Source organism: Flavobacterium sp. KACC 22763 (assembly GCF_028736155.1).
Classification (GTDB): domain Bacteria; phylum Bacteroidota; class Bacteroidia; order Flavobacteriales; family Flavobacteriaceae; genus Flavobacterium.
In genome coordinates this window covers 4467495-4488470 of sequence record NZ_CP117879.1, presented here as the reverse complement: position 1 = coordinate 4488470, position 20976 = coordinate 4467495, and the positions used below count along the sequence as shown (strand labels likewise).

Sequence of the window (20976 nt, the reverse complement as noted above, 5' to 3'; positions counted from 1 at the left end):
CAGTTTCTAAGTTTTTTGCCACGAATTACGCGAATTCCACAAATTAAAAAACCGCAAATGAAAATTTGTGCTAATTCGTGTAATTCGTGGCAAGAAACCTATGCTTATTTTTGAGCAAAATTAAAACTTACTATTTTGAAAACTATTAACCACAAAATGTTTGTCGAATTTAAAAACAATGCGAGTGAGAATGAATTTTAGTTATAAATGCCGACAAGCATGCAAAAAACTATTATTATGAAAATCAAAATTACCACTAGATTATTTCATATTACCAAAGCAATATTTTGCTTTCTATTATTGTTTGCAGGTTCAGTTTATGCACAAGATCCTGCTCAATACGGGACACCATTTGCTGGTGTTCCTGATACGAGAGATATCAATATGTATCAAGTGCATATTCGTCCGTTTAGTGCCAACGGAGATTTAGCCGGAGTAACCGCTAGATTAGACAATATAAAAGCACTTGGAACAAATGTTATTTATTTAATGCCTATTTTTCCCCACGGCACCGATTCCCGAAGTTCGGCTTCGCCCTATTGTATCAAAGATTTTAAAGCCGTTGGTTCTGAATATGGTTCTTTGGCTGATTTAAGAACTTTGGTTGATGGTGCACACAGCCGCGGAATGGCTGTGATTTTGGATATTGCCATCAATGGAACTTCTTGGGACAATGTCTGGACCGTTTCGCATCCTGAATATTATAAACGAACTGGAACTACAATTCAGCAATTAGGAAACTTCTCTGATATTGCTGCGCTTGATCTTAATAGTTCTGCTACACGAGCAGCCATAAAAGATGCCATGCGCTACTGGATTTTCGCTGCAAACGTTGACGGTTATCGTTGCGATTATGCAAACAATCCTCCTTTAGATTTCTGGTCAGAAGTTAATTCTAACCTTAGAGGAATTACATCTCATAAATTATTAATGTTAGCCGAAGGAGACAGACAAGAAAACTTTGAAGTTGGTTTTGACATGAATTATGGAGACCGATGGTTTCACGCTGGTTTATATGATATTGCTAGTGGAGGACCTGTTTCTCAAAGAATTCAAGATCAGACGACATATGAATATGCTAAAGCAACTGGAAATCAGCAAATCGTTAGATATACTGGAAATCACGATACTTACACCAATGATGATGGTGTGAGAAGACCATTTGTTGTATTTAAAAATCATAACGGAATAGTTGCCAATTTCTTAGTTTCAGCTTACATGAGAGGCGTTCCTTTTTTAATGAGCGGACAGGAAATAGATTACGAACCAAAAACCGATTGGCCTTGGACAAACTTCAAATTCAACTGGTCACAAAACCCTACCGCTGCAGCCGATTTTGCTAAGATTCTAAATTTTAGAACACAAAGTGCAGCTATACGTCGCGGTGATTTGACTACTTACGCAAATGATGACATCAGCATTTTCACTAAAACTTTAGGAACAGAAAAAGTAATCGTAATGTCGAATTTGAGAAATGCGGCTAAATCGTATGTTATTCCAGCAGCCTTAGCAGGAACTTATGTAAATCCGTATAACAATAATGCTTCGGTAACTTTAACTGCAGGTTCTACACGTAATTTTGCTGCGTATGAATATTTGGTTTTAACTAATACAAATGCTCCTGTTGTAGCGGTTACTGGCGTTTCTGTTAGTCCAACTACGGTAACTGTTGGTTTAGGATCAACACAGCAATTAAACCCTACAATTGCACCTGCAAATGCTACAAATCAGAATGTGAGCTGGTCTTCTAGCAATACGGCTGTAGCAACAGTAAACGCATCTGGGTTAGTTACGGCAGTTTCTGCTGGAACAACAACTATTACGGTTACAACTGCTGACGGAAACAAAACAGCAACTTCAGCTATAACTGTTTCTACGATTCCTGTTTCTTCGGTAGCGGTTTCACCAACTTCTGCAAGTTTATATGCAGGAAACACACAACAGCTTACAGCAACGATTTCGCCAACAAATGCAACAAACAAAAATGTAACTTGGTCATCAAACAATACAGCAGTTGCAACGGTAAATTCAAGCGGGCTTGTTACAGCTGTCGCAGCGGGAACTGCAACAATCATAGCAACAACACAAGACGGAAACAAAACGGCTTCGGCAACTATTACGGTTAATCCGAATACCAATTTTACTGTTTATTTCTATAAACCATCAAATTGGGGAACTGGAATTAAAATCTACTATTGGAATGCTTTACCAACAGGAGTTTTAGCAACTGTAAACTGGCCAGGAGTAAACATGACCGATGCTGGAAATGGATGGTACAGCTATACTTTTACCAATGTAACTTCGACCAATTTAATTTTCAATGATGGAACAAACCAAACAGCCGATTTAAGCAGAGATAAAAACGGATGGTACATGAACAGCACTTGGTACGATTCTAATCCAGGAACTGGTGTTGCTGTTACAAGTGTAAGTTTAAGTCCAACGACAGCTTCATTAAATGTTGGCGGAACACAGCAATTGACCCCAACAATTCTTCCTGCAAATGCAACTAACAAATCGGTAACATATAGCTCAAACAATACGGCTGTGGCGACCGTAAATTCTTCTGGTTTAATTACCGCTGTCGCGAATGGAACAGCGACAATTACCGTTACAACTGTTGACGGAAACAAAACTAGTACATGTTTAGTATCGGTTACAACAGCTTCTGGAGGAGGAAATTATTACACGATCAAAAACAGATGGACTGGCGCTTATTTATCTGATGCTGGAACAAACACAGGTTACGGAACAACCGTTTCTGGCAACAATTATAAATGGCAAAAAATCGCTATTGACGCCACATATTTTGTTCTTAAAAATGCAGCAACTGGTGAATTGATGAATATTGAAGGCCAAACAGGAACAGTTCAATGTAATATTACTGATACCACTTTCTGGAGCGCGCAATGGTCAAGCGATTACATTGACGGAACTTGGGTTCGTTTAAGAAACAGATGGCAGACAGGAAATATTATTCATATCGAAAACCAGACAGGTTCGGCACAATACGGAAATTCGCAAGACGGCTGGTACAGCGCGCAATGGCAATTGGAACCAACAACAGTTGGAACATCAAAAATGGCTTTAAATGCTGAAGAAGTTTCTGCAACGGAACCAGTAATCGGTATTTACCCAAATCCAGCGACAAACAATGTATTTAATATTTTAATGCCAGAATTAGCAATTGGAGATGCTGCAAAAATTTTCGTTTCTGATTTGAACGGAAGAACTCTTTTGACAGAAAGACTTTCTGCATCAGGACAAGTTAATCATCATTTATCTACAGGAGTTTATATAGTAAATATTATTTCTAAAGATTTTAATGTGACTAAAAAACTGATAGTTAAATAAGTTGATTTTTAGAATAAAATTAAAAGGCGTATAATTTCTTTATACGCCTTTTTCTAATAAAATTGTTTCACAGTTTCTATTTCACCTGTTGATTCGTTTACAAACAAATAAACCATTCCATCATCATGAAAAATATCACAATTTTTAATTTCAAATTGCCCTAAAAAGAAAAGTGGCTTTTCTTCTTTTATAATCCAATTTGGGTTTTGAATCCATTTTGGCGGTTTCGTTTGATATTTAAATAGGGTTGAAAATCGATCTTTCATCTCTTTTTTCAACTCTAATTTTGATTTATTTACTTCTGATGGCAAAATATACTTTTCAATAAAATCAAGATCTGCATCAATATATTTTGGTTGTGAGTCTAATATAAGACCGTAATCATCACTATATTTTTCATATTTTTTAAAACTAATTCCCTTCTTGGTCAAAAACAATTCTACAGCCCCTTGTGCATTCAATCGACCTCCTATACTTTGCATTTTTTGTTCAACTAAATATAAAAATATTGTTGAATTTCCTATATATGTATTTTGTAGCTTTAAAGTATCATCTAAAAGCAGTTCCTGTAATTTTGTGTTTTCAAACAATACTTTTTCAAAATCTTTAGAAGTTATAATTCCTTCTACAAAATCTTTTAATGTTTTTATCTCGTTTTCCATGTTACTATTAATCATTTACAATGCTGCAAATGTACATTTCTCTAAAAGTAAAAACTTCATTTAAAAGTCTTTAAAACAATAAATAAAGCCAATATCTTAAAAAGAAAAAAGCTTCCGATTTTTAAATCAAAAGCCTTTAAATAATAGTTACATGTTATCTTTTACTCCTCAAACAATTCCATTAACTCCAGCGCACATTTTATATATTTCACATTTTCGAAAGTCAATAGAAAACGGGCACAGATTACAAATCGAGACTATTGGACATTTTTTACTCATAATATTTATAAGTTTTGTTACTTGTAGATGAAGGAGTGGATGAACTCCCTTGATAAATAGAATGAATGATATTAATTGGAAAATTATCTTCATTATATGTCATCTGCCTTATAACAGAACTCGTAGGACTTTTTATTGAAATAATATTGTTAGGCGACATAGCAATTATTGAATTGGTATTGCTAAACATCCAATAGTAAAGACTTTCATTATAATATTTATAACTTAAATATTCAGGACTCTTTTTGTTATCATATTCATAATCAACAATTAAGCCCGGTGCTTGATTTGTATTTTCACGATTGATAACCTGTACAACGTTACCATTACTATCATATTTAAACTCCTTAATTAAATATTCATCAAAATTAGAAGGAGGAATTTGAATCGTTTTAATTATTCTTCCATTATTATCAATGTATACTTCAGAAATTAAATCTTTAGGTTTATTTAAAGCTGTTTCAATATGATTTTTTACAATAATTTTATCCGAAAAATATTCTAATACTGAATAATCAGCCGTACCTTCTTTAACTACTTTAATTAATCTATTCTGAGTATCATAGGAGTAAGAACTTTTAAGTTTTTCATTTGCTATTAAAGTTATTGAAGCTATAAGCTTTCCTTTATTATTATACTCATACCGATATTCCGTTATCATTATTCCAGGCGTATTAGGAATTACTTTCGTTAAATATCCGTTTTCATATTCAAATTCTTCTTTACCATCCTTTCCAGAATCTACAGATTTTAATAATCCCTTGTTTAAATTTGGATTATTTTCGGTAGAATTATCAGAACTACAGCTACAAACAATAACTAAAATCAAAAAATAAAATATTCTAATTTTTTTACTCATATATGGTAAGACTAATTTAACACAAAACAATTAACTCAAACTTTACTCTTCAAACAACTCCATCAATTCCAGCGCACGTTTTATAGACTTCACATTTTCAAATGTCAATAATAAACGTAAGCCGTTTACGGTTTGTTTTTCTTTCATTTTGCAGAGTGAAGCATGCTTTTGAACGAAGTTTAAAACGTTTCTGAACTTCACAGATTGATAATAATCAGACTGCTGATCTGAAACGAAATAACCAATCATTTTGCCTTGTTTCAAAACCAATTTCTCTATTCCAACTTTCGTGGCAATCCATTTTATTCTGATGCTATTTAGAAGTGCAATCGCAGGTTTTGGCAATGGTCCGAAACGGTCAATTAGTTTTTTCTCAAATTCCTGTAAACCAGCTTCGTCTTTTATGGCACCCAATTCGTTATATAAAACCAAACGTTCCGAAACGTTGTTGATATATTCATCTGGGAATAAAAGTTCAAAATCAGCATCAATTTGAATGTCTTTTACATACTCTTTGGTATCGATATCATTTTCTTCCGGGTATAAATCTTTGAATTCGTTTTCCTTCAATTCTTCAATCGCTTCATTCATGATTTTTTGATAAGTATCAAAACCAATTTCGTTGATGAAACCGCTTTGTTCTCCACCTAATAAATCTCCTGCTCCACGAATTTCAAGGTCTTTCATTGCAATATTGAAACCGCTTCCTAATTCGCTAAATTGCTCCAATGCCTGAATACGTTTTCTCGCATCTTCGGTCATTGATGAATACGGCGGACAGATGAAATAACAGAATGCTTTTTTATTGCTTCGCCCTACTCGACCGCGCATTTGATGCAAATCTGATAATCCGAAATTATTGGCGTTATTGATGAAAATCGTGTTGGCATTTGGGACGTCTAAACCACTTTCGATTATTGTCGTTGCTACCAAAACATCAAAATCTCCGTTCATGAAACCTAACATCAGTTCTTCGAGTTTGGCACCATCCATTTGTCCGTGACCAATTCCGACTCTTGCATTTGGAACCAAACGCTGAATCATTCCTGCCACTTCTTTTATATTTTCAATTCTATTATTGATAAAGAAAACTTGTCCGTTTCTCTGAATTTCATACGAAATAGCATCACGGATAATTTCTTCATTAAAACCAACCACATTAGTTTCAATAGGATATCGATTTGGCGGAGGCGTTGTAATTACCGATAAATCTCGTGCCGCCATTAACGAAAACTGTAAAGTTCTCGGAATTGGCGTTGCTGTCAAAGTCAGCGTATCAACATTCGCAGCAATAGTTTTCAGTTTATCTTTTACGTTTACGCCAAACTTTTGTTCCTCATCGACAATCAATAAACCAAGATCTTTAAAAACTACATTTTTGTTTACTAACTGATGTGTTCCAATTACGATGTCTAGTTTTCCTTCAGCTAAATCTTTTAAGGTTTGTGTTTTTTGTTTCGCCGTTCTGAATCGGTTCAAATAACCAATTGAAACCGGCATATCTTTCAAACGTTCAGAGAAAGTTCTATAATGCTGATACGCCAAAATGGTTGTCGGAACTAAAACCGCTACTTGTTTGCTATTATCAACGGCTTTAAAAGCAGCACGAATCGCTACTTCCGTTTTTCCAAAACCAACATCACCACAAACCAAACGATCCATTGGACGATCGCTTTCCATATCGGCTTTTACTTCTGCCGTCGATTTCATTTGGTCTGGTGTATCTTCGTAGATAAACGAACTTTCTAATTCGTTTTGTAAATAACTGTCTGGCGCAAACTGAAAACCTTTTTCTAAACGGCGTTTTGCATAAAGCTGAATCAAGTTGAATGCAATGTGTTTGACACGCGCTTTGGTTTTTTGTTTTAAAACCTTCCAAGCGTTCGATCCAAGTTTATAGATTTTCGGAGGCGTTCCGTCTTTTCCGTTGTATTTCGAGATTTTATGAAGCGAGTGAATACTCACATACACAATATCATTATCAGCATAAACCAATTTTATGGCTTCTTGCGTTTTGCCTTCAACCTGAATTTTCTGCAGTCCGCCAAACTTCCCGATTCCATGATCAATGTGCGTTACATAATCACCTACAGAAAGTGCGGTTAATTCTTTTAAAGTGATATTCTGCTTTTTAGAATATCCGTTTTTAATGTTGAATTTATGATAACGCTCAAAAATCTGATGATCGGTATAAGCTGTAATCTGATTTTCTTCATCAATAAAACCTTGATACAACGGCAATACAATCGTGTGATAATGTTTCCTGATATTTTCAGAATTCGCTTCGTCTAAGCTTTCAAAAATATCATGAAAACGTTTTGCTTGTGTATCATTCGAACAAAACAGATAATTGACATATCCGTTAAAATGATTGTCGCTCAGATTATTCAACAATAAATCAAATTGTTTATTGAAAGATGGCTGTGGCTGAATATGAAATTCGAATTTCTTAGTTGTTTTATAAACTGGTCTTGAAGCCAATTCTACAACTGAAAAATCTAAAGATCTTTTGATAAATGACGCCTGATTTAAAAATAATTGTTCTGGCGTAGCATGTTTTATTTCTTTCGAAAGTTTCTCAAAAGCTTCCTCTGCTCTTGCAAACTGTTTGTCCAACTGAGAAAAAAGTCCTTCAGTATTTTGAATAAAAAGAACTGTTTTTTCGGAAATATAATCTAAGAAACTCTCACGGTTTTCCTGAAAAAGTTTGTTCTCCACATTCGGGATAATCGTGATTTTTTTATGCGTTTCTACCGATAATTGCGTTTCAACATCAAAAGTTCTGATGCTATCTACTTCGTTTCCAAAAAACTCAATTCTGTACGGATGATCGTTTGAGAAAGAAAAGACATCGACAATTCCTCCACGAACTGAAAATTCTCCAGGTTCTGTAATAAAATCTACTCTTTTGAATTCGTATTCAAACAAAACTTCGTTGATAAAATCAATCGAAATTTTATCGTTCAAAGCTACTTTTAAAGTGTTTTTATCAAGTTCTCTTCTCGTAACTACTTTCTCAAAAAGTGCTTCTGGATACGTAACAATTACGGCTGGCTTTTTTCTAGAATTGATTCTATTTAAAACCTCTGCACGAAGCAAAACATTGGCATTATCGGTTTCATCAATTTGGTACGGACGGCGAAATGATGCGGGATAAAACAATACATCTTGTTCTCCAATCATCTGTTCGAGATCGTTTAGATAATACGCCGCTTCTTCTTTATTGTATAAAACAATCAGAAAAGGCAGTTCGGTTTTCTTGAAAACGGAACGGATAATAAATGAAACAGCAGATCCTAACAATCCGCTGATGTTCATTTTTACCTGATTTCCTTCTAGTAAATTTTTAGCAATCTGCTCTGCTTTTGGCAGATTGTCGTATGTAGTATATAAGGCGTTTTTACTCAACTCTTGGTATATTTGGATCTACTGGCGGTGCCGAATTTGGAATCGCGCGTGTTGTGTCTAACATTCTAAGGAAATCTTCTTCTCCTTGTTCTTTAGGAATTTTGGCTTTCTCGACAATTTTATCCATTTGTCTCTCCAGTGAAATCAGTTCTTTATTGATTTCCTGTATTAAAAAAACCACTTTATCATCTGGAATTTTACTTAAATGAATAAATAAATCCAGCATTTTAATTTTTGTTATTAAAATAGAAATACGGCTTTTGATTTGAGGCTGGTTAAACTGAGCTGGAATATTATTGTTTAAAGCCATTGCTTTTTTAGAAATAGCCGCCGATTTTTTCTGAAACGCGCCAATGGTCTTTCGAGGCTTTTCTCCAATTTCTTTCATGAATTCACGCCATTCTGTCCAAGAATTCAATTGTGATTCTGAGATCTCGTTAATGGGTTCGTCTAGAAAAGTCCAGCCCTTATTTATATTATTAAAAATAACTTCTTTCTTCTTCGCTTCTTTTGCATTTTCTGCAAGGCGCTTTTCATTTTCATTTTGGCAAGAAAATAATAGAGTTGTTAAAAGCAAAAAAAGAGATATTTGATATTTCATTGATAAAAATAGTTTGACCGCAAAGTTACGAAGTAAATTTACAATTATGAATTCTGTTTTTTGCTAAAGATTCTATAAATCAAGGTTATTTTTTTGTCTTTTTATGGCTATCGGCATTATAATTTGAAATGTGATTTTTCCAATAAAACAGGGCATTTTTAACTGATTTTAAAAAAGGCACAAAGACACACTTTTAAAAGAGAATAATATAACAAACAAACTTTTTAATTATTGAATTTATAATTTATTCTCCAAAAAAGTGCGCGTAATTGCGAAAACGTTATATTTGTATCTCTAAAAAATTATCAAAAAATGAATCCTAAAATATTGATCATTGGCGCCTGCGGTCAGATTGGAACAGAGCTGACGCAAAAACTGCGTAAATTATACGGAACCGAGAATGTTATCGCTTCTGATATTAGAAAATTAAATACTGATGTTGTGAATTCAGGCCCTTTTGAAGTGGTCAATGCTTTAGATTTTAATCAGATCGAACATTTGGTCGAAGTGCATAAGATTACAGATATCTATCTGATGGCGGCACTTTTATCTGCAACTGCTGAAAAAAATCCAGCTTTTGCTTGGGATTTGAATATGAATTCTCTTTTTCATGTTTTGAATTTAGCGAAAGCTAAAAAGATTCAGAAGATTTTCTGGCCTTCAAGTATCGCTGTTTTTGGACCAACAACTCCAAAAGAAAATACGCCGCAGTATACTGTAATGGAACCTTCAACAGTTTACGGAATCAGTAAACAAGCAGGCGAAAGATGGTGCGAATACTATCATAATATTTATGGTGTTGATGTTCGCAGTATTCGTTATCCTGGCTTAATCAGCTGGTCTACTCCTCCAGGCGGCGGAACTACAGATTATGCAGTTGATATTTTCTACAAAGCTATTGCAGATAAAAAATACGAGTGCTTCTTATCATCTGAAACCAAAATGCCAATGATGTATATGGATGATGCAATTGATGCGACTATTAACATCATGAAAGCTCCGGCTGAAGAAATCAAAATTCATTCTTCATACAATTTGGCTGCGATGAGTTTTACTCCAACAGAAATTGCTACAGAAATCAAAAAACATATTCCTGAATTTGAAATTACTTATAATCCAGATTTCCGCCAAAAAATTGCAGACAGCTGGCCAGCAAGTATTGACGACAGTTCTGCAAGAGAAGACTGGGGATGGAATCATAAATTTGATTTGGAAACTATGACAAAAGATATGATTGAACATTTGAGTTAAATTCTTTTTCAGCACAATTTGTTTACTATCATTATAAAGCAAATAATCAATTGCCTCCAGCTAAAGCTGGAGGTTTTTTGTTATAAAAATGAAAGGCTTTAGCCAAACCATCAAAATTTGGCTAAAGCCTTTCTTATTCTCATTTTTGTTCCTCCAGCTAAAGCTGGAGGCTATTCAAAAAAATGTTATGCCTTAAAAAAAAAGTCCCTTTTATCAATTTATATAGTGCTTTTTCTTTTCTATTTACTTCAAAAAAACATCCTTTCATTTATGGTATAATTCTTTGCTGACGCAATTGATCAAAAAGACTAAAAAACATTTCTTCTGTATCTATAAACTCGTAAAACCCTAAACGTCTAGCTTTTGTTCCATCAGCAAAAAAATCATAGTCCCAAGAAAAGACAAAATCTCCGAAGTTCCAACTGGCTAATTTTTCATAATCGTGTTTTTCTAAATTGTGTTTTTCCTGAATATTTTCCCATAAAATCTTTTTGTCAGCCATTACTGTTTTTAATTCCATTTGAAGTGGCGGCGCAACAGGAATATCAAAATAAGAAGCAATTTTAGGCCAAAGTTCTGTCCATCGAAACAGATCACCATTATTAATATTAAAAGCCTGATTTGCACATTCTGGATTTGTAGCTGCCCAAACTGTAGCTTTGGCTAAAAGACCCGCATCTGTCATTTCCATAAGTTTATCATACGCCCCTGCTTTTCCTGGAAATCGAAGCGGAACATTTAATTCTTTAGAAATTGAAGCATAAACAGCAATCAAAAGTGCCAGATTCATTGGGTTTCCTATTGCTGTACCACCAACAACCGATGGACGGATTGCACTCCAATTCCACTTTTTTCCTTCTTTCTTTTTTTCTAAATATTGCTGTTGGTCAATGTTAAATTCTGGAGGCATGTGTCCTGCATCTGTTTCTTTGGCTGGAGTTTTAAACGGTCCTAAATGAGCTCCATACACTTTATATCCTTGCATCAGACTAATATGCTGTAAGTCTTTAGCTATTGGCTCAATTACCTCCACTACATTTTTGAGCATGTTCAGATTAGGCTCAACAAGCTCAGCCCATGATGGACGATCTTGATAAGCGGCATAAAATATATGAGTAATATTTGTGAGCTCCGATAACTGATTTTTACTGTTTTCAGTATCCAGTAAATCAACTGAAATGTATTTCAGATTAGGTGCATTTGTGCCTCCTTTTCGAGACAATCCAATAACATCCCAGTTGCTCGTTGATAAAAGATATTCTATAAGATTTGCACCGATAACACCATTTGCGCCAACAACCAGTGCTGTGTTTTTATTTGCTGTCATTTTCTTTGTATTTAAAATTGTTTTACAAAGTTCAGACAAGCTAAAGTGCTATAAAATGAAGTGGATTATGAAATAAGGTTGAACTAGTTCAAGTTTATTTTTTCAGTTTATTATTTTTTATTTTCGAAAGAAATTCTGTTGTCATTCCTAAATAAGACGCCAATGCATATTGAGGTACTCGATTTGCGATTAAAGGAAATTGGTTTATAAATTTGTCATAACGCTCTTCTGCCGAAGATGTGAGATTTGTAATAATTCTTCGTTGAAAAAATGCGGCAGTACGTTCTGCTGTAATTCGAAAAAAAGTTTCAAATTTCGGATTCGCCATTTTCAATTTCGCTTCTGTTTCGAAATCTATTTGAAGCAAAACAGCATCTTCTAAAGCCATAACAAACATTGTGGCCGGCTGCTGATAAATGTAGCTATTATAGTCAGAAATCCACCAATCTTCAATAGCAAAGGCAATCGTGTGTTCCTGACCTTCATCATTTACAACATATGCTCTTAAAGCGCCTTCTACCACATAATTTCTATACTTAGCCACAAAATCTGGCTGCACTATAAATTGTCGTTTCTTGATCTTTTTTATTTTAAAATTAGAAACAAATAGATTGGCTTCTTCCTCAGAAAGTTCTACTCGATCTTGTATATGTTTTATTAAAGTTTCATAATGTTCCATTCTTTTGGGTTTTAAAATTTCAATTTACAAGACTTCTATTCTTTCAAAATTACAACTCTTTTAAATTTATCAGGCAAAAAAAAATCCAAAGCCAGAAACCTGCTTTGGATTTTTTTATGTTTGAGATTGAGAATCTTTATTTCACTTCAAAAACATTATTTGCTTGTTTTACGTCAGCCATTAATCCGCTTGGATCGATCGTGATTTTTTTGATTGACGTTTTGTTTTTGTCAATTGTAAAACTATAGTTTTGCTGTGCCCAAGCCCAGTCTTCTAAAACTGTTCTCTTTTCGTTTGGATTTGGGTTTGGTTTGATGAAATTCATCATTCTTAACGGAATGTAGAATGTTTCAGATGTTCCGTCTGTATAATCTACTTTCAAATCGATTGGCATTGGCATTCTTCCAATTCTTTCTAAAGAAACAGTTGTTTTTCCTGCATTGTCAGCTACATCCTTAATTCCGTAATCGATCGTATTTAAGGTTTGTGTCCAATCTATTAAATACCAATCTAACTCCGCTCCAGAAACTCTTTCAGCTGTTCTTTTGATATCGTTTGGAGTTGGGTGTTTGAATTTGAAATCGTTGAAATATCTTTTTAAAGTCGCATCAACGTTCTCTTTTCCGATTACATATTCTAATTGAGAAAGGAAAAGACTTCCTTTTACATAAGAAGAAATACTGTACGGACGGTTCTCATCATAACGATCTCCATGAGTTGTTTGTGGCTGTTCTTTACCAGAATTTACTAAACTATAGTAAGCTTTGTAATTTCCTATAAAAGGATTTACTTCTTTTTTGTCTCCTTTTAATTCGTTCAAAGCACTGTCTTCGATATACGTTGTAAAACCTTCGTCCATCCAAGGGTGTTTTGATTCGTTTGAAGCTAAAATATGTTGGAACCAAGAATGTCCTAATTCGTGAGTAGCTGTTCCCAAAATTCCTTCAAGAGTTCCGTTTCCTAGCATTAAAGTACACATTGCATACTCCATTCCACCGTCTCCACCTTGAATAAATGAATATTGTTTGTATGGATAAGCTCCTACTCTTTGGTTGTAATAATCCATTACTTTAACCATTAAAGGCTCTAACTGTTTCCAGTTTGCAGTCGTTTTTTCGTTGTTTTTGTAGAAGAAATGCAAATCAACATCGTTTGGTCCTTTTACAATATCATGCGTATATTCTTTATCAGCAGCCCATGTAAAATCGTGAACATTTGGCGCAATAAAATGCCATGTCAACGTTTTTGCTTTTTTAGGATAGGTAACCGTTACGCCTGCATCTTGGTAACCGTGACCGATAGAATTTTTGTCTTGCAAATATCCAGAACCACCAATAGTGTAATCTTTATCGATAGTAATTTTTACATCAAAATTACCCCAAACACCGTGAAATTCTCTTGCGATGTAAGGATCTGCATGCCATCCTTCAAAATCAAATTCGGCTAATTTTGGATACCATTGTGACATAGAAAGTTCTACTCCTTCAGAATTGTTTCTTCCTGAACGACGAATTTGAACTGGAACTTGTCCGTCAAAATCTAAAGTAAAAGTTGTTTTAGAATTTGGAAGGATTGGTTTTGCCAAAGTCACCTCTAAGATTGTTCCTGAAACTCTTGTTTGAGCAGTAACTCCATCTTGTTTGAAATTTGCAATTTTTAAATATCCAATTTCGTTAGGTTTTAAAGTTTCAATACGGCTTTGTTTTACTTCTTTTCCGTCAGCTTGTTTTACTTTGTTTACCATTCTTCCGTCTGGATCTTTAATAAAATGAAGACGTGCATCCATTTCGCTTCCTGGTTGAAATGCGTTTGGAAACAAATGATAGAATACTTTTTTTAGAGTATCAGAAGAGTTGTTGGTATAAACCAATTCTTGTTTTCCTTTGTACTGATAGTTTTTTACATCCATCGAAACCTCCATTTTATAGTCAGCGTGCTGCTGCCAATATGGGGCGCTTTGTGCAAACGCCGAATTAAAACCTAAGCTTAGGAAAGAAAGTAAAATAATTTTTCGCATGTTAATATGTAATAGAAAATGGAAGAGCGCGAACTCTTCCATTGGATTAATAGTGTATTATTGTTTATTTTTTAGACATCTTTTCAGCCATCAATAAAGCGTTGTAAGCATTTACCATCTTAGCAGTTTTTGATGATTCTACAGAAGAAACCGCTTTTGGTTTTTCGTCTGGATTTTCACTTTCACCCAAAACAACCATTGAAGGAAGCGCCACTCCAGAGTCCATTAAAATCTTTTTAACCTGAGCTGCTTTTAATTTTGGATAGTAAGAACGAATCAAAGCGGCAACACCTGCCGCATTTGGAGATGCCATTGATGTTCCTTGCAGGTATTTGTATTTATTATTTGGCACTGTTGCATAGATTTCTTCTCCTGGAGCAAAAACGTCTACGTTTATTTTCCCGAAGTTAGAGAATGGCGCCACTACAGTTTCTCCGTAAGATTTATTAATAGCCCCAATTGTAATTAAATTATCCGCAAATTCTTTTACGTTGTCTTCAGAGTCGTTTGGATAATTAATGTTTTTAGCTTCATCAATATTATAACCATCGTTACCCGCTGCGTGAACAATTAAAACGTCTTTTTTAGCCGCATATTTAATAGCATCATAAACCCATTGTTTGTGAGGAGAAAAACTTTTTCCAAAACTTCCGTTGATTACTTTTGCTCCATTGTCTACTGCATAACGAATTCCCAAAGCAATGTCTTTATCATATTCGTCTCCATCTGGAACGGCTCTAACAGTTAAAATTTCAACGTTTTCCGCTACTCCGTCTCCGCCTAAATTATTCCCACGAACTTGAGCAATAATTCCAGCAACGTGAGTTCCGTGAAGTGCTTTTTCCTTATCTGGACCAAAAACAACATTGTTACCATAATGATTGTTTTTAATGTCTTCTGGATTGTCGCCTACAATTTTTCTTCCGTCATAATCTTTATTCAAATTGTAATCCAACTGATCGTAAACTTGTTCTTTATATTCTCCAAAATCTGCTTCTGGATCAAAAGTTGAACCTGCGTTTGTAAAAATCTGAGTCATAATCATTTTACTTCTTGCCACTTTTGGGTCTGTTGAAGTAATAGCGCTTAAGTCTTCGATTTTATATGTTGTTTTATTAAGCTCTTTTTTAATGGTATTGTGAACATCAAGTAAAAAATCTACTTGCTGTTTGTCCTTTAACGCTTTTTCATATTTCTCTGTGTATTGTGCCAAAGCAGCTTTATATTGAGCAGAACCATCGTCACCTTTTTTAACGATACGGGTCATTTCTAGGTTTTCATGAACCGAATTTCCTAAGAAATTCCATCCATGAACATCATCTATAAATCCGTTTTTATCATCGTCGATTCCATTTCCTGGAATTTCTTTAGGATTTGTCCAGATCATTCCTTGCAGATCTTCATGCTCTATATCAACACCAGAATCTACAATTCCTACAATTACTTTCTGCCCTTTTTTACCTTGCAGTAATTCAGCATAAGCTCTGTCAACGCTCATTCCTGGAATAGAATCTTTGATTAAATCCAGATGACTCCATCTTTTTAATTCATTCTCGCTAAGAGGCGCTTTTTTTACAACTGCAGCTGGTGCTGTAATAAATGCTTTTGAAGTTGAAACCTGCGCTTGAACTGTAGCGCTGCAACCTGCTAAAACAAGTAATGCAAAAGCAGATAATTTAAGAGGTTTTATATGACTCATGTATCTATAAATATTTAAGTAAAGTTAAAAGATGGGTCTAAATTATGCTTTTTTGTTACAAAAAACTAACTGTTAACAATGTGTTATGAAATTTTGACGAAAGATACTGAAAACCACAGCATTCACAAACCTTTATCTACCAAATAATTACACGATAATTCTATCAAACTAAAAATATACCCACTAGCAATTATTTGCTTTCTAATTGTAAAAAAATAAACAAATAATACAGTCTTTACGGCTTCACGTAAGGTTTGTCCGTTTAAATCTTCTATACTTGCGCGACCTAATCCTAAATTTATTCTATGAAGACAAAACTACTCTTATTGCTGTTACTGGCAAGTTTTTCTATTAATGCACAAACCAATCTAGTTCCAAATGGAAACTTTGAAACTTGGACTTCATCATCACAGCCAGATAATTGGTACCGTTATTTTAGCGGATTTGTTTCTCAAAGTTCAATTGTACAAAATGGCACTTCCAGTACCAATATGATGGTTGCCAGCGGAACATTCAATTACATTAACAGTGAATACTTTCCGGTTGTAGCAGGCAAAACTTACCGAGTAACTTTATACCACAAATTGGCTAAAGGAACTTTTTCTTCTATAGATTTTAGTTTGCAACATAAACCAGGTACTTTTAAGGAAGAAATAATTAAAAAATCGGATGTTACTTTTTCTACTACAGAGTGGAGAAAAATAGAATTTGAATATACTCCAACTGTATCTGAAAATATCGAAGTTGATATCTGGACTACTGGTTCTCTTAATTCTGAAATTTTAGTCGACAATGTTTCTATGGTTGATATTAACGAAGAGCAATATACTAAGATCCCTGATGCAGAGTTTGAAAAATTTTTAAGTTATATAGGAGTTGACAAAGATGGGATAAATGGAAAAGTAGTTACAAGCAAAATCTCATCAATAAAAACTTTGGATGTTTCATACGAAGCACTGAACATCAAAGATTTAACTGGAATTGAAGATTTTGCCGCTCTTGAAAGTTTAGTTTTTAGAGGAAACACGGGTAAAATTTCTACTTTGAATGTTTCTAAAAACACTAAGCTAAAAAACTTAGATGTTAGTTCAAATTCATTAACAGCTTTAGACCTTTCTAATAATCTTGAACTGGAAAATCTAAATTTTGGAACCAATAAATTAACCACAATAGATGTTTCTAAAAACACTAAACTAAAAACGCTCAAATTTGAGTCTAATCAATTAACTTCTATTACTATTTCAAACAACAAAGAGCTTGTTGATTTTAATTGTTATAACAACAAAATTACTAGTCTAGATGTAACTCAAAATCCGCTTCTTACAGATTTAAACTTTGCATATAGTGCAATTACATCAATAGATTTATCTAAAAATACACTTTTAAAGAATTTAAACTGTCAGGGGTCTAAACTGACAGAATTAAATATCTCTAAAAATACTTCATTAGAACTTGTTAGAGCATACACTAATAGTATAACGACTTTAGACGTTACTAATCAGCCAAATTTAAAGACGCTTGAATGTAGTGAAAACAAATTAACCTTTTTAGATTTATCAAAAAATACTTTACTAACTGGGCTAGCCTGTTCTAGAAATGAGCTAAAAGAGCTAAATCTTTCTAATAACAAGGAACTTGTTGCTTTAGATTGTCTTTCAAATAGAATTACAACTATAGATGTAGCTCAAAACACAAAATTAACCAGATTGGCTGTTCATTATAATTATTTAACCAAACTGGATGTAACTAAAAATTTATTGCTTGAACAGTTAACGATTGATAATAATCAAATAACAGAAATTGATCTTAGCAATAACCCAAAGCTTCAGTTATTAGTTTCTAGAAATGTTCCATTAAGAAATCTTGATCTTTCTAAAAACACGGCCTTAACTTCTCTATATTTTGGAGAAAGTAAGATTGAAAGCTTAGACTTGTCTAAAAACACAAAACTGACATACGCAAGCATTACATCTAACAAACTGCTTTATGATCTTAATCTTAAAAATGGTAACAATGCTGCTTTGGATGTCTCTTTGCTAAAAAATTTAAGTCTAACTTGTATTTCTGTTGACAATAAAGCTAATGCAGATCAAAAATGGAGCACTAAAAAAGATGAATGGGCCAATTTTTCTGAAGATTGCAGACCATATACACTTATTCCTGATTCAAAATTTGAAGATCAATTAATTGCTTTAAAAATTGATATTGACGGTAAAAATGGTCAAGTATTAACCGCAAGCATTGCTCAGATAAAAGCTCTTGATGTTTCTGGAGTTGGCATTTCTGACTTAACTGGAATTCAAGACTTTACTAGTTTAGAAACATTAAACTGTAAAGACAATCAACTATTATTTCTAGACTTATCTAAAAATGCTTCTCTAACTTCTTTGAATGCTTCAAACAATAAGCTTGTTAGTTTAGATTTGAAAAATGGCAAAAACACTTTGCTTAACAAAACGACTTCTTCATTTCTAAACAATACTGCGTTAAAATGTATTCAAGTAGATGATGAAAGCTATGCCAACACAAATTGGTCAGCTTTAAAAGATGCTACAGTAAACTACAATACACTTTGCAACTCTTTTGTCGCAATTCCTGATTCTAATTTCGAAAATAAGTTAATTGCTTTAGGTATTGATATTGATGGAAAAAATGGAAAAGTATTAGCTTCTAGTGTTTCATCAATTACAGCTTTAGATGTATCTGCAAGTTCTATCTCAAATCTTGCTGGAATCGAAGGATTCGTTGCTTTAAAACAGCTGAACACTTCTTCTAACAACCTAAAAACGATTGATTTGACAAAAAATGTTTCAATCACAACATTAAACGTTAAATCGAATCAATTATTAAATTTAGATCTTTCAAAAAATATTGCATTAACAGAAGTAGATTGTTCTTCAAATAAATTATTCAGCTTAAATCTGAAAAACGGAAACAATTCAAAAATGCAAAACATTACTGCAGGAAACTTTAAAAGCAATCCAAATTTAACTTGTATCCAAGTTGACGACAAAGCTTTTTCTGATACTAATTGGGCAAATGCAAAAGAAACTACCGCTTCTTACTCGACAGTTTGTGATGCAAATAATTTCACAATGTTACCTGATGCTAATTTTGAAACTAAATTAATTGCACTTGGCATTGATAAAGATGGTGTTAACGGAGGTGTTTTAACATCTAGTATTTCTTCTATAAAAGAACTAAATCTTACTGGGTCTTCAAATGTACAAAACACTCCAATAAAAGATTTAACAGGAATACAAGATTTTAAAGCACTAGAAAAACTATATGTTGGATATAATTATTTAACTGTATTAGATCTTTCAAAAAACACCGCTTTGACAGATGTAAATTGTGCAGGGAATAGTCTTCGTACAATTGATATTTCTAAAAATGCTTTATTAACAAAATTCGATTGTGGATACAATGATGTATTGGCTCAAGTTGATTTTTCTAAAAATCCCGAGCTTACAACTGTCAACTGTCAAGGTAATAGATTGACCTCTTTAGATTTTTCTAAAAATCCAAAATTTAATTATTTATATGCTGACAGCAATAAACTTACCAGTGTAAATCTAACGGCAAACCCAAATTTAAATTATCTAAATTGCGTCAACAATTCATTGGAAAGCATAGATTTGTCAAACAACAAGTATATTAATTATCTTTTCCTTGCTAATAACCGATTAAAGACTTTAGATATTTCTAAAGTGACTTCTGTAACACAGTTTGGATGCGACAACAATCTATTGACAACTCTAAATGTGTCTGCAAACACAAACTTATCACAGTTTACATGTAGTGAAAATCAACTAACTGCTTTAGATTTATCTAATAACACCAATTTATGGACATTATATTGTCCTAAGAATAAATTGACGTCTTTAAATCTTTCAAAAAACAAAAAACTTGCAGCAGTAAATTGTAGTTCAAATAATTTAATTTCCTTAAATATTAAGAATGGTAATAATGCGGCTTTCAGCCAATACTATGAAAGTGATTTTTACCTAAACTTTACGAACAATCCAAATTTAACTTGTATTCAGGTTGACGATGCAACTGTTGCTAATACAAAAATGGCAAACAAAAAAGATGCAACAGCTTCTTATAATACTAATTGTGGGACTGCTCTTGTATTACCAAGTGACAACTTTACCGTTGAAACAAAAGGAGAATCTTGCCAAGGTGAAAATAATGGAGAAATTAGCATTAATGCAAAAGGATCTTATGCCTATGTAGCAACTATAGGTGGAAAAACATATCCATTCACCAACAACAGCGTGAAAATAGCAAATTTAGCTCCTGGCACTTATACCGTCTCTATTACCATTTCTGAAGAAAACTTTGAACAAAATTTCAATTTTACAATTCAAAAAGCTGCAACTACGACAGGAAGATCTGATGTAAGCGCTAAAACAGTAAATGTTGAAATTACCGAAGGAACGGCTCCTTTTACAATATTTGTTAATGGTGAAGAACAATTCCAGACAACAGACAACAATTTTACAGTTTCTCTAGATAAAGCTGGTTTAGTTGAAGTTGCAACTGCTAAAGCTTGTGAAGGTATTTTTGCTAAAAAAGTTACTTCTTATGAATTAGGAACGATGCTTTCGGCTTATCCAAACCCTACTTCTAGCAGTATCGAAATCGAAATTCCTAGCTCAAAAACTGAAGTTGTTATTGATTTATACAATTTTAGCGGTCAGTTAGTTTCTCACGGAACTTATAATATTGAAAGCGGAAGAGCGCTTTTAAATCTTGAAAAATTACCTTCAGGAATTTATGCCGCTAAAATCAATTTAGAAACTCCGGAATACATTAAAATTATAAAAAATTAAAA

11 protein-coding genes are annotated in these 20976 nt (G+C 33.5%); 3 read left to right on the top strand and 8 right to left on the bottom strand.

Annotation, left to right across the window (positions count from 1 at the left end; all coding sequences use genetic code 11):
• Nucleotides 1–237 precede the first annotated feature (237 nt).
• On the top strand, nucleotides 238–3354 hold the full coding sequence (locus tag PQ463_RS18870) for an Ig-like domain-containing protein (RefSeq protein WP_274255000.1): 3117 nt from the start codon (nucleotides 238–240) through the stop codon (nucleotides 3352–3354).
• 53 nt (nucleotides 3355–3407) lie between these two features.
• Here the strand turns inward: PQ463_RS18870 and PQ463_RS18865 are convergent, their stop codons facing one another.
• The 4 genes from PQ463_RS18865 to PQ463_RS18850 form a co-directional block, all read right to left on the bottom strand.
• The gene (locus PQ463_RS18865; RefSeq protein WP_274254999.1) at nucleotides 3408–4016 is read right to left on the bottom strand and encodes a hypothetical protein; all 609 of its coding nucleotides are present in this window, start codon (nucleotides 4014–4016) and stop codon (nucleotides 3408–3410) included.
• A 271-nt stretch (nucleotides 4017–4287) separates the two neighbouring features.
• Nucleotides 4288–5154, bottom strand: coding sequence for a hypothetical protein (locus PQ463_RS18860; RefSeq protein ID WP_274254998.1), 867 nt, complete (start codon nucleotides 5152–5154; stop codon nucleotides 4288–4290).
• Nucleotides 5155–5196: 42 nt separating this feature from the next.
• Nucleotides 5197–8562 carry a transcription-repair coupling factor gene (mfd, locus tag PQ463_RS18855; protein ID WP_274254997.1) on the bottom strand — a complete coding sequence of 1122 codons (3366 nt, stop codon included), beginning with the start codon at nucleotides 8560–8562 and terminating at the stop codon, nucleotides 5197–5199.
• Nucleotides 8555–9163 (bottom strand): hypothetical protein, encoded by a 609-nt coding sequence (locus PQ463_RS18850; protein WP_274254996.1) that lies wholly within the window; start codon nucleotides 9161–9163, stop codon nucleotides 8555–8557. Before PQ463_RS18850 ends, mfd begins: the two co-directional genes overlap by 8 nt.
• Before the next feature lie 312 nt (nucleotides 9164–9475).
• On the opposite strand from PQ463_RS18850, the gene PQ463_RS18845 reads away from it, so the two are divergent.
• Entirely contained in the window at nucleotides 9476–10414 is a 939-nt protein-coding gene (locus PQ463_RS18845) for an L-threonine 3-dehydrogenase (RefSeq protein ID WP_274254995.1), read from the top strand.
• 268 nt (nucleotides 10415–10682) lie between these two features.
• Here PQ463_RS18845 and PQ463_RS18840 read toward each other — a convergent pair whose 3' ends face one another.
• The 4 genes from PQ463_RS18840 to PQ463_RS18825 form a co-directional block, all read right to left on the bottom strand.
• Nucleotides 10683–11741 carry an SDR family oxidoreductase gene (locus PQ463_RS18840; protein WP_274254994.1) on the bottom strand — a complete coding sequence of 353 codons (1059 nt, stop codon included), beginning with the start codon at nucleotides 11739–11741 and terminating at the stop codon, nucleotides 10683–10685.
• Nucleotides 11742–11835: 94 nt separating this feature from the next.
• Nucleotides 11836–12420, bottom strand: a complete 585-nt coding sequence (locus PQ463_RS18835) for a Crp/Fnr family transcriptional regulator (protein ID WP_274254993.1) — start codon at nucleotides 12418–12420, stop codon at nucleotides 11836–11838.
• A gap of 136 nt (nucleotides 12421–12556) precedes the next feature.
• Nucleotides 12557–14437 (bottom strand): M1 family metallopeptidase, encoded by a 1881-nt coding sequence (locus PQ463_RS18830; protein ID WP_274254992.1) that lies wholly within the window; start codon nucleotides 14435–14437, stop codon nucleotides 12557–12559.
• A gap of 64 nt (nucleotides 14438–14501) precedes the next feature.
• Nucleotides 14502–16136, bottom strand: a complete 1635-nt coding sequence (locus PQ463_RS18825) for a S8 family peptidase (RefSeq protein ID WP_274254990.1) — start codon at nucleotides 16134–16136, stop codon at nucleotides 14502–14504.
• 305 nt (nucleotides 16137–16441) lie between these two features.
• Here PQ463_RS18825 and PQ463_RS18820 point away from each other — a divergent pair, with 305 nt between their 5' ends.
• Nucleotides 16442–20974 carry a T9SS type A sorting domain-containing protein gene (locus PQ463_RS18820; protein ID WP_274254989.1) on the top strand — a complete coding sequence of 1511 codons (4533 nt, stop codon included), beginning with the start codon at nucleotides 16442–16444 and terminating at the stop codon, nucleotides 20972–20974.
• Nucleotides 20975–20976: the final 2 nt, after the last annotated feature.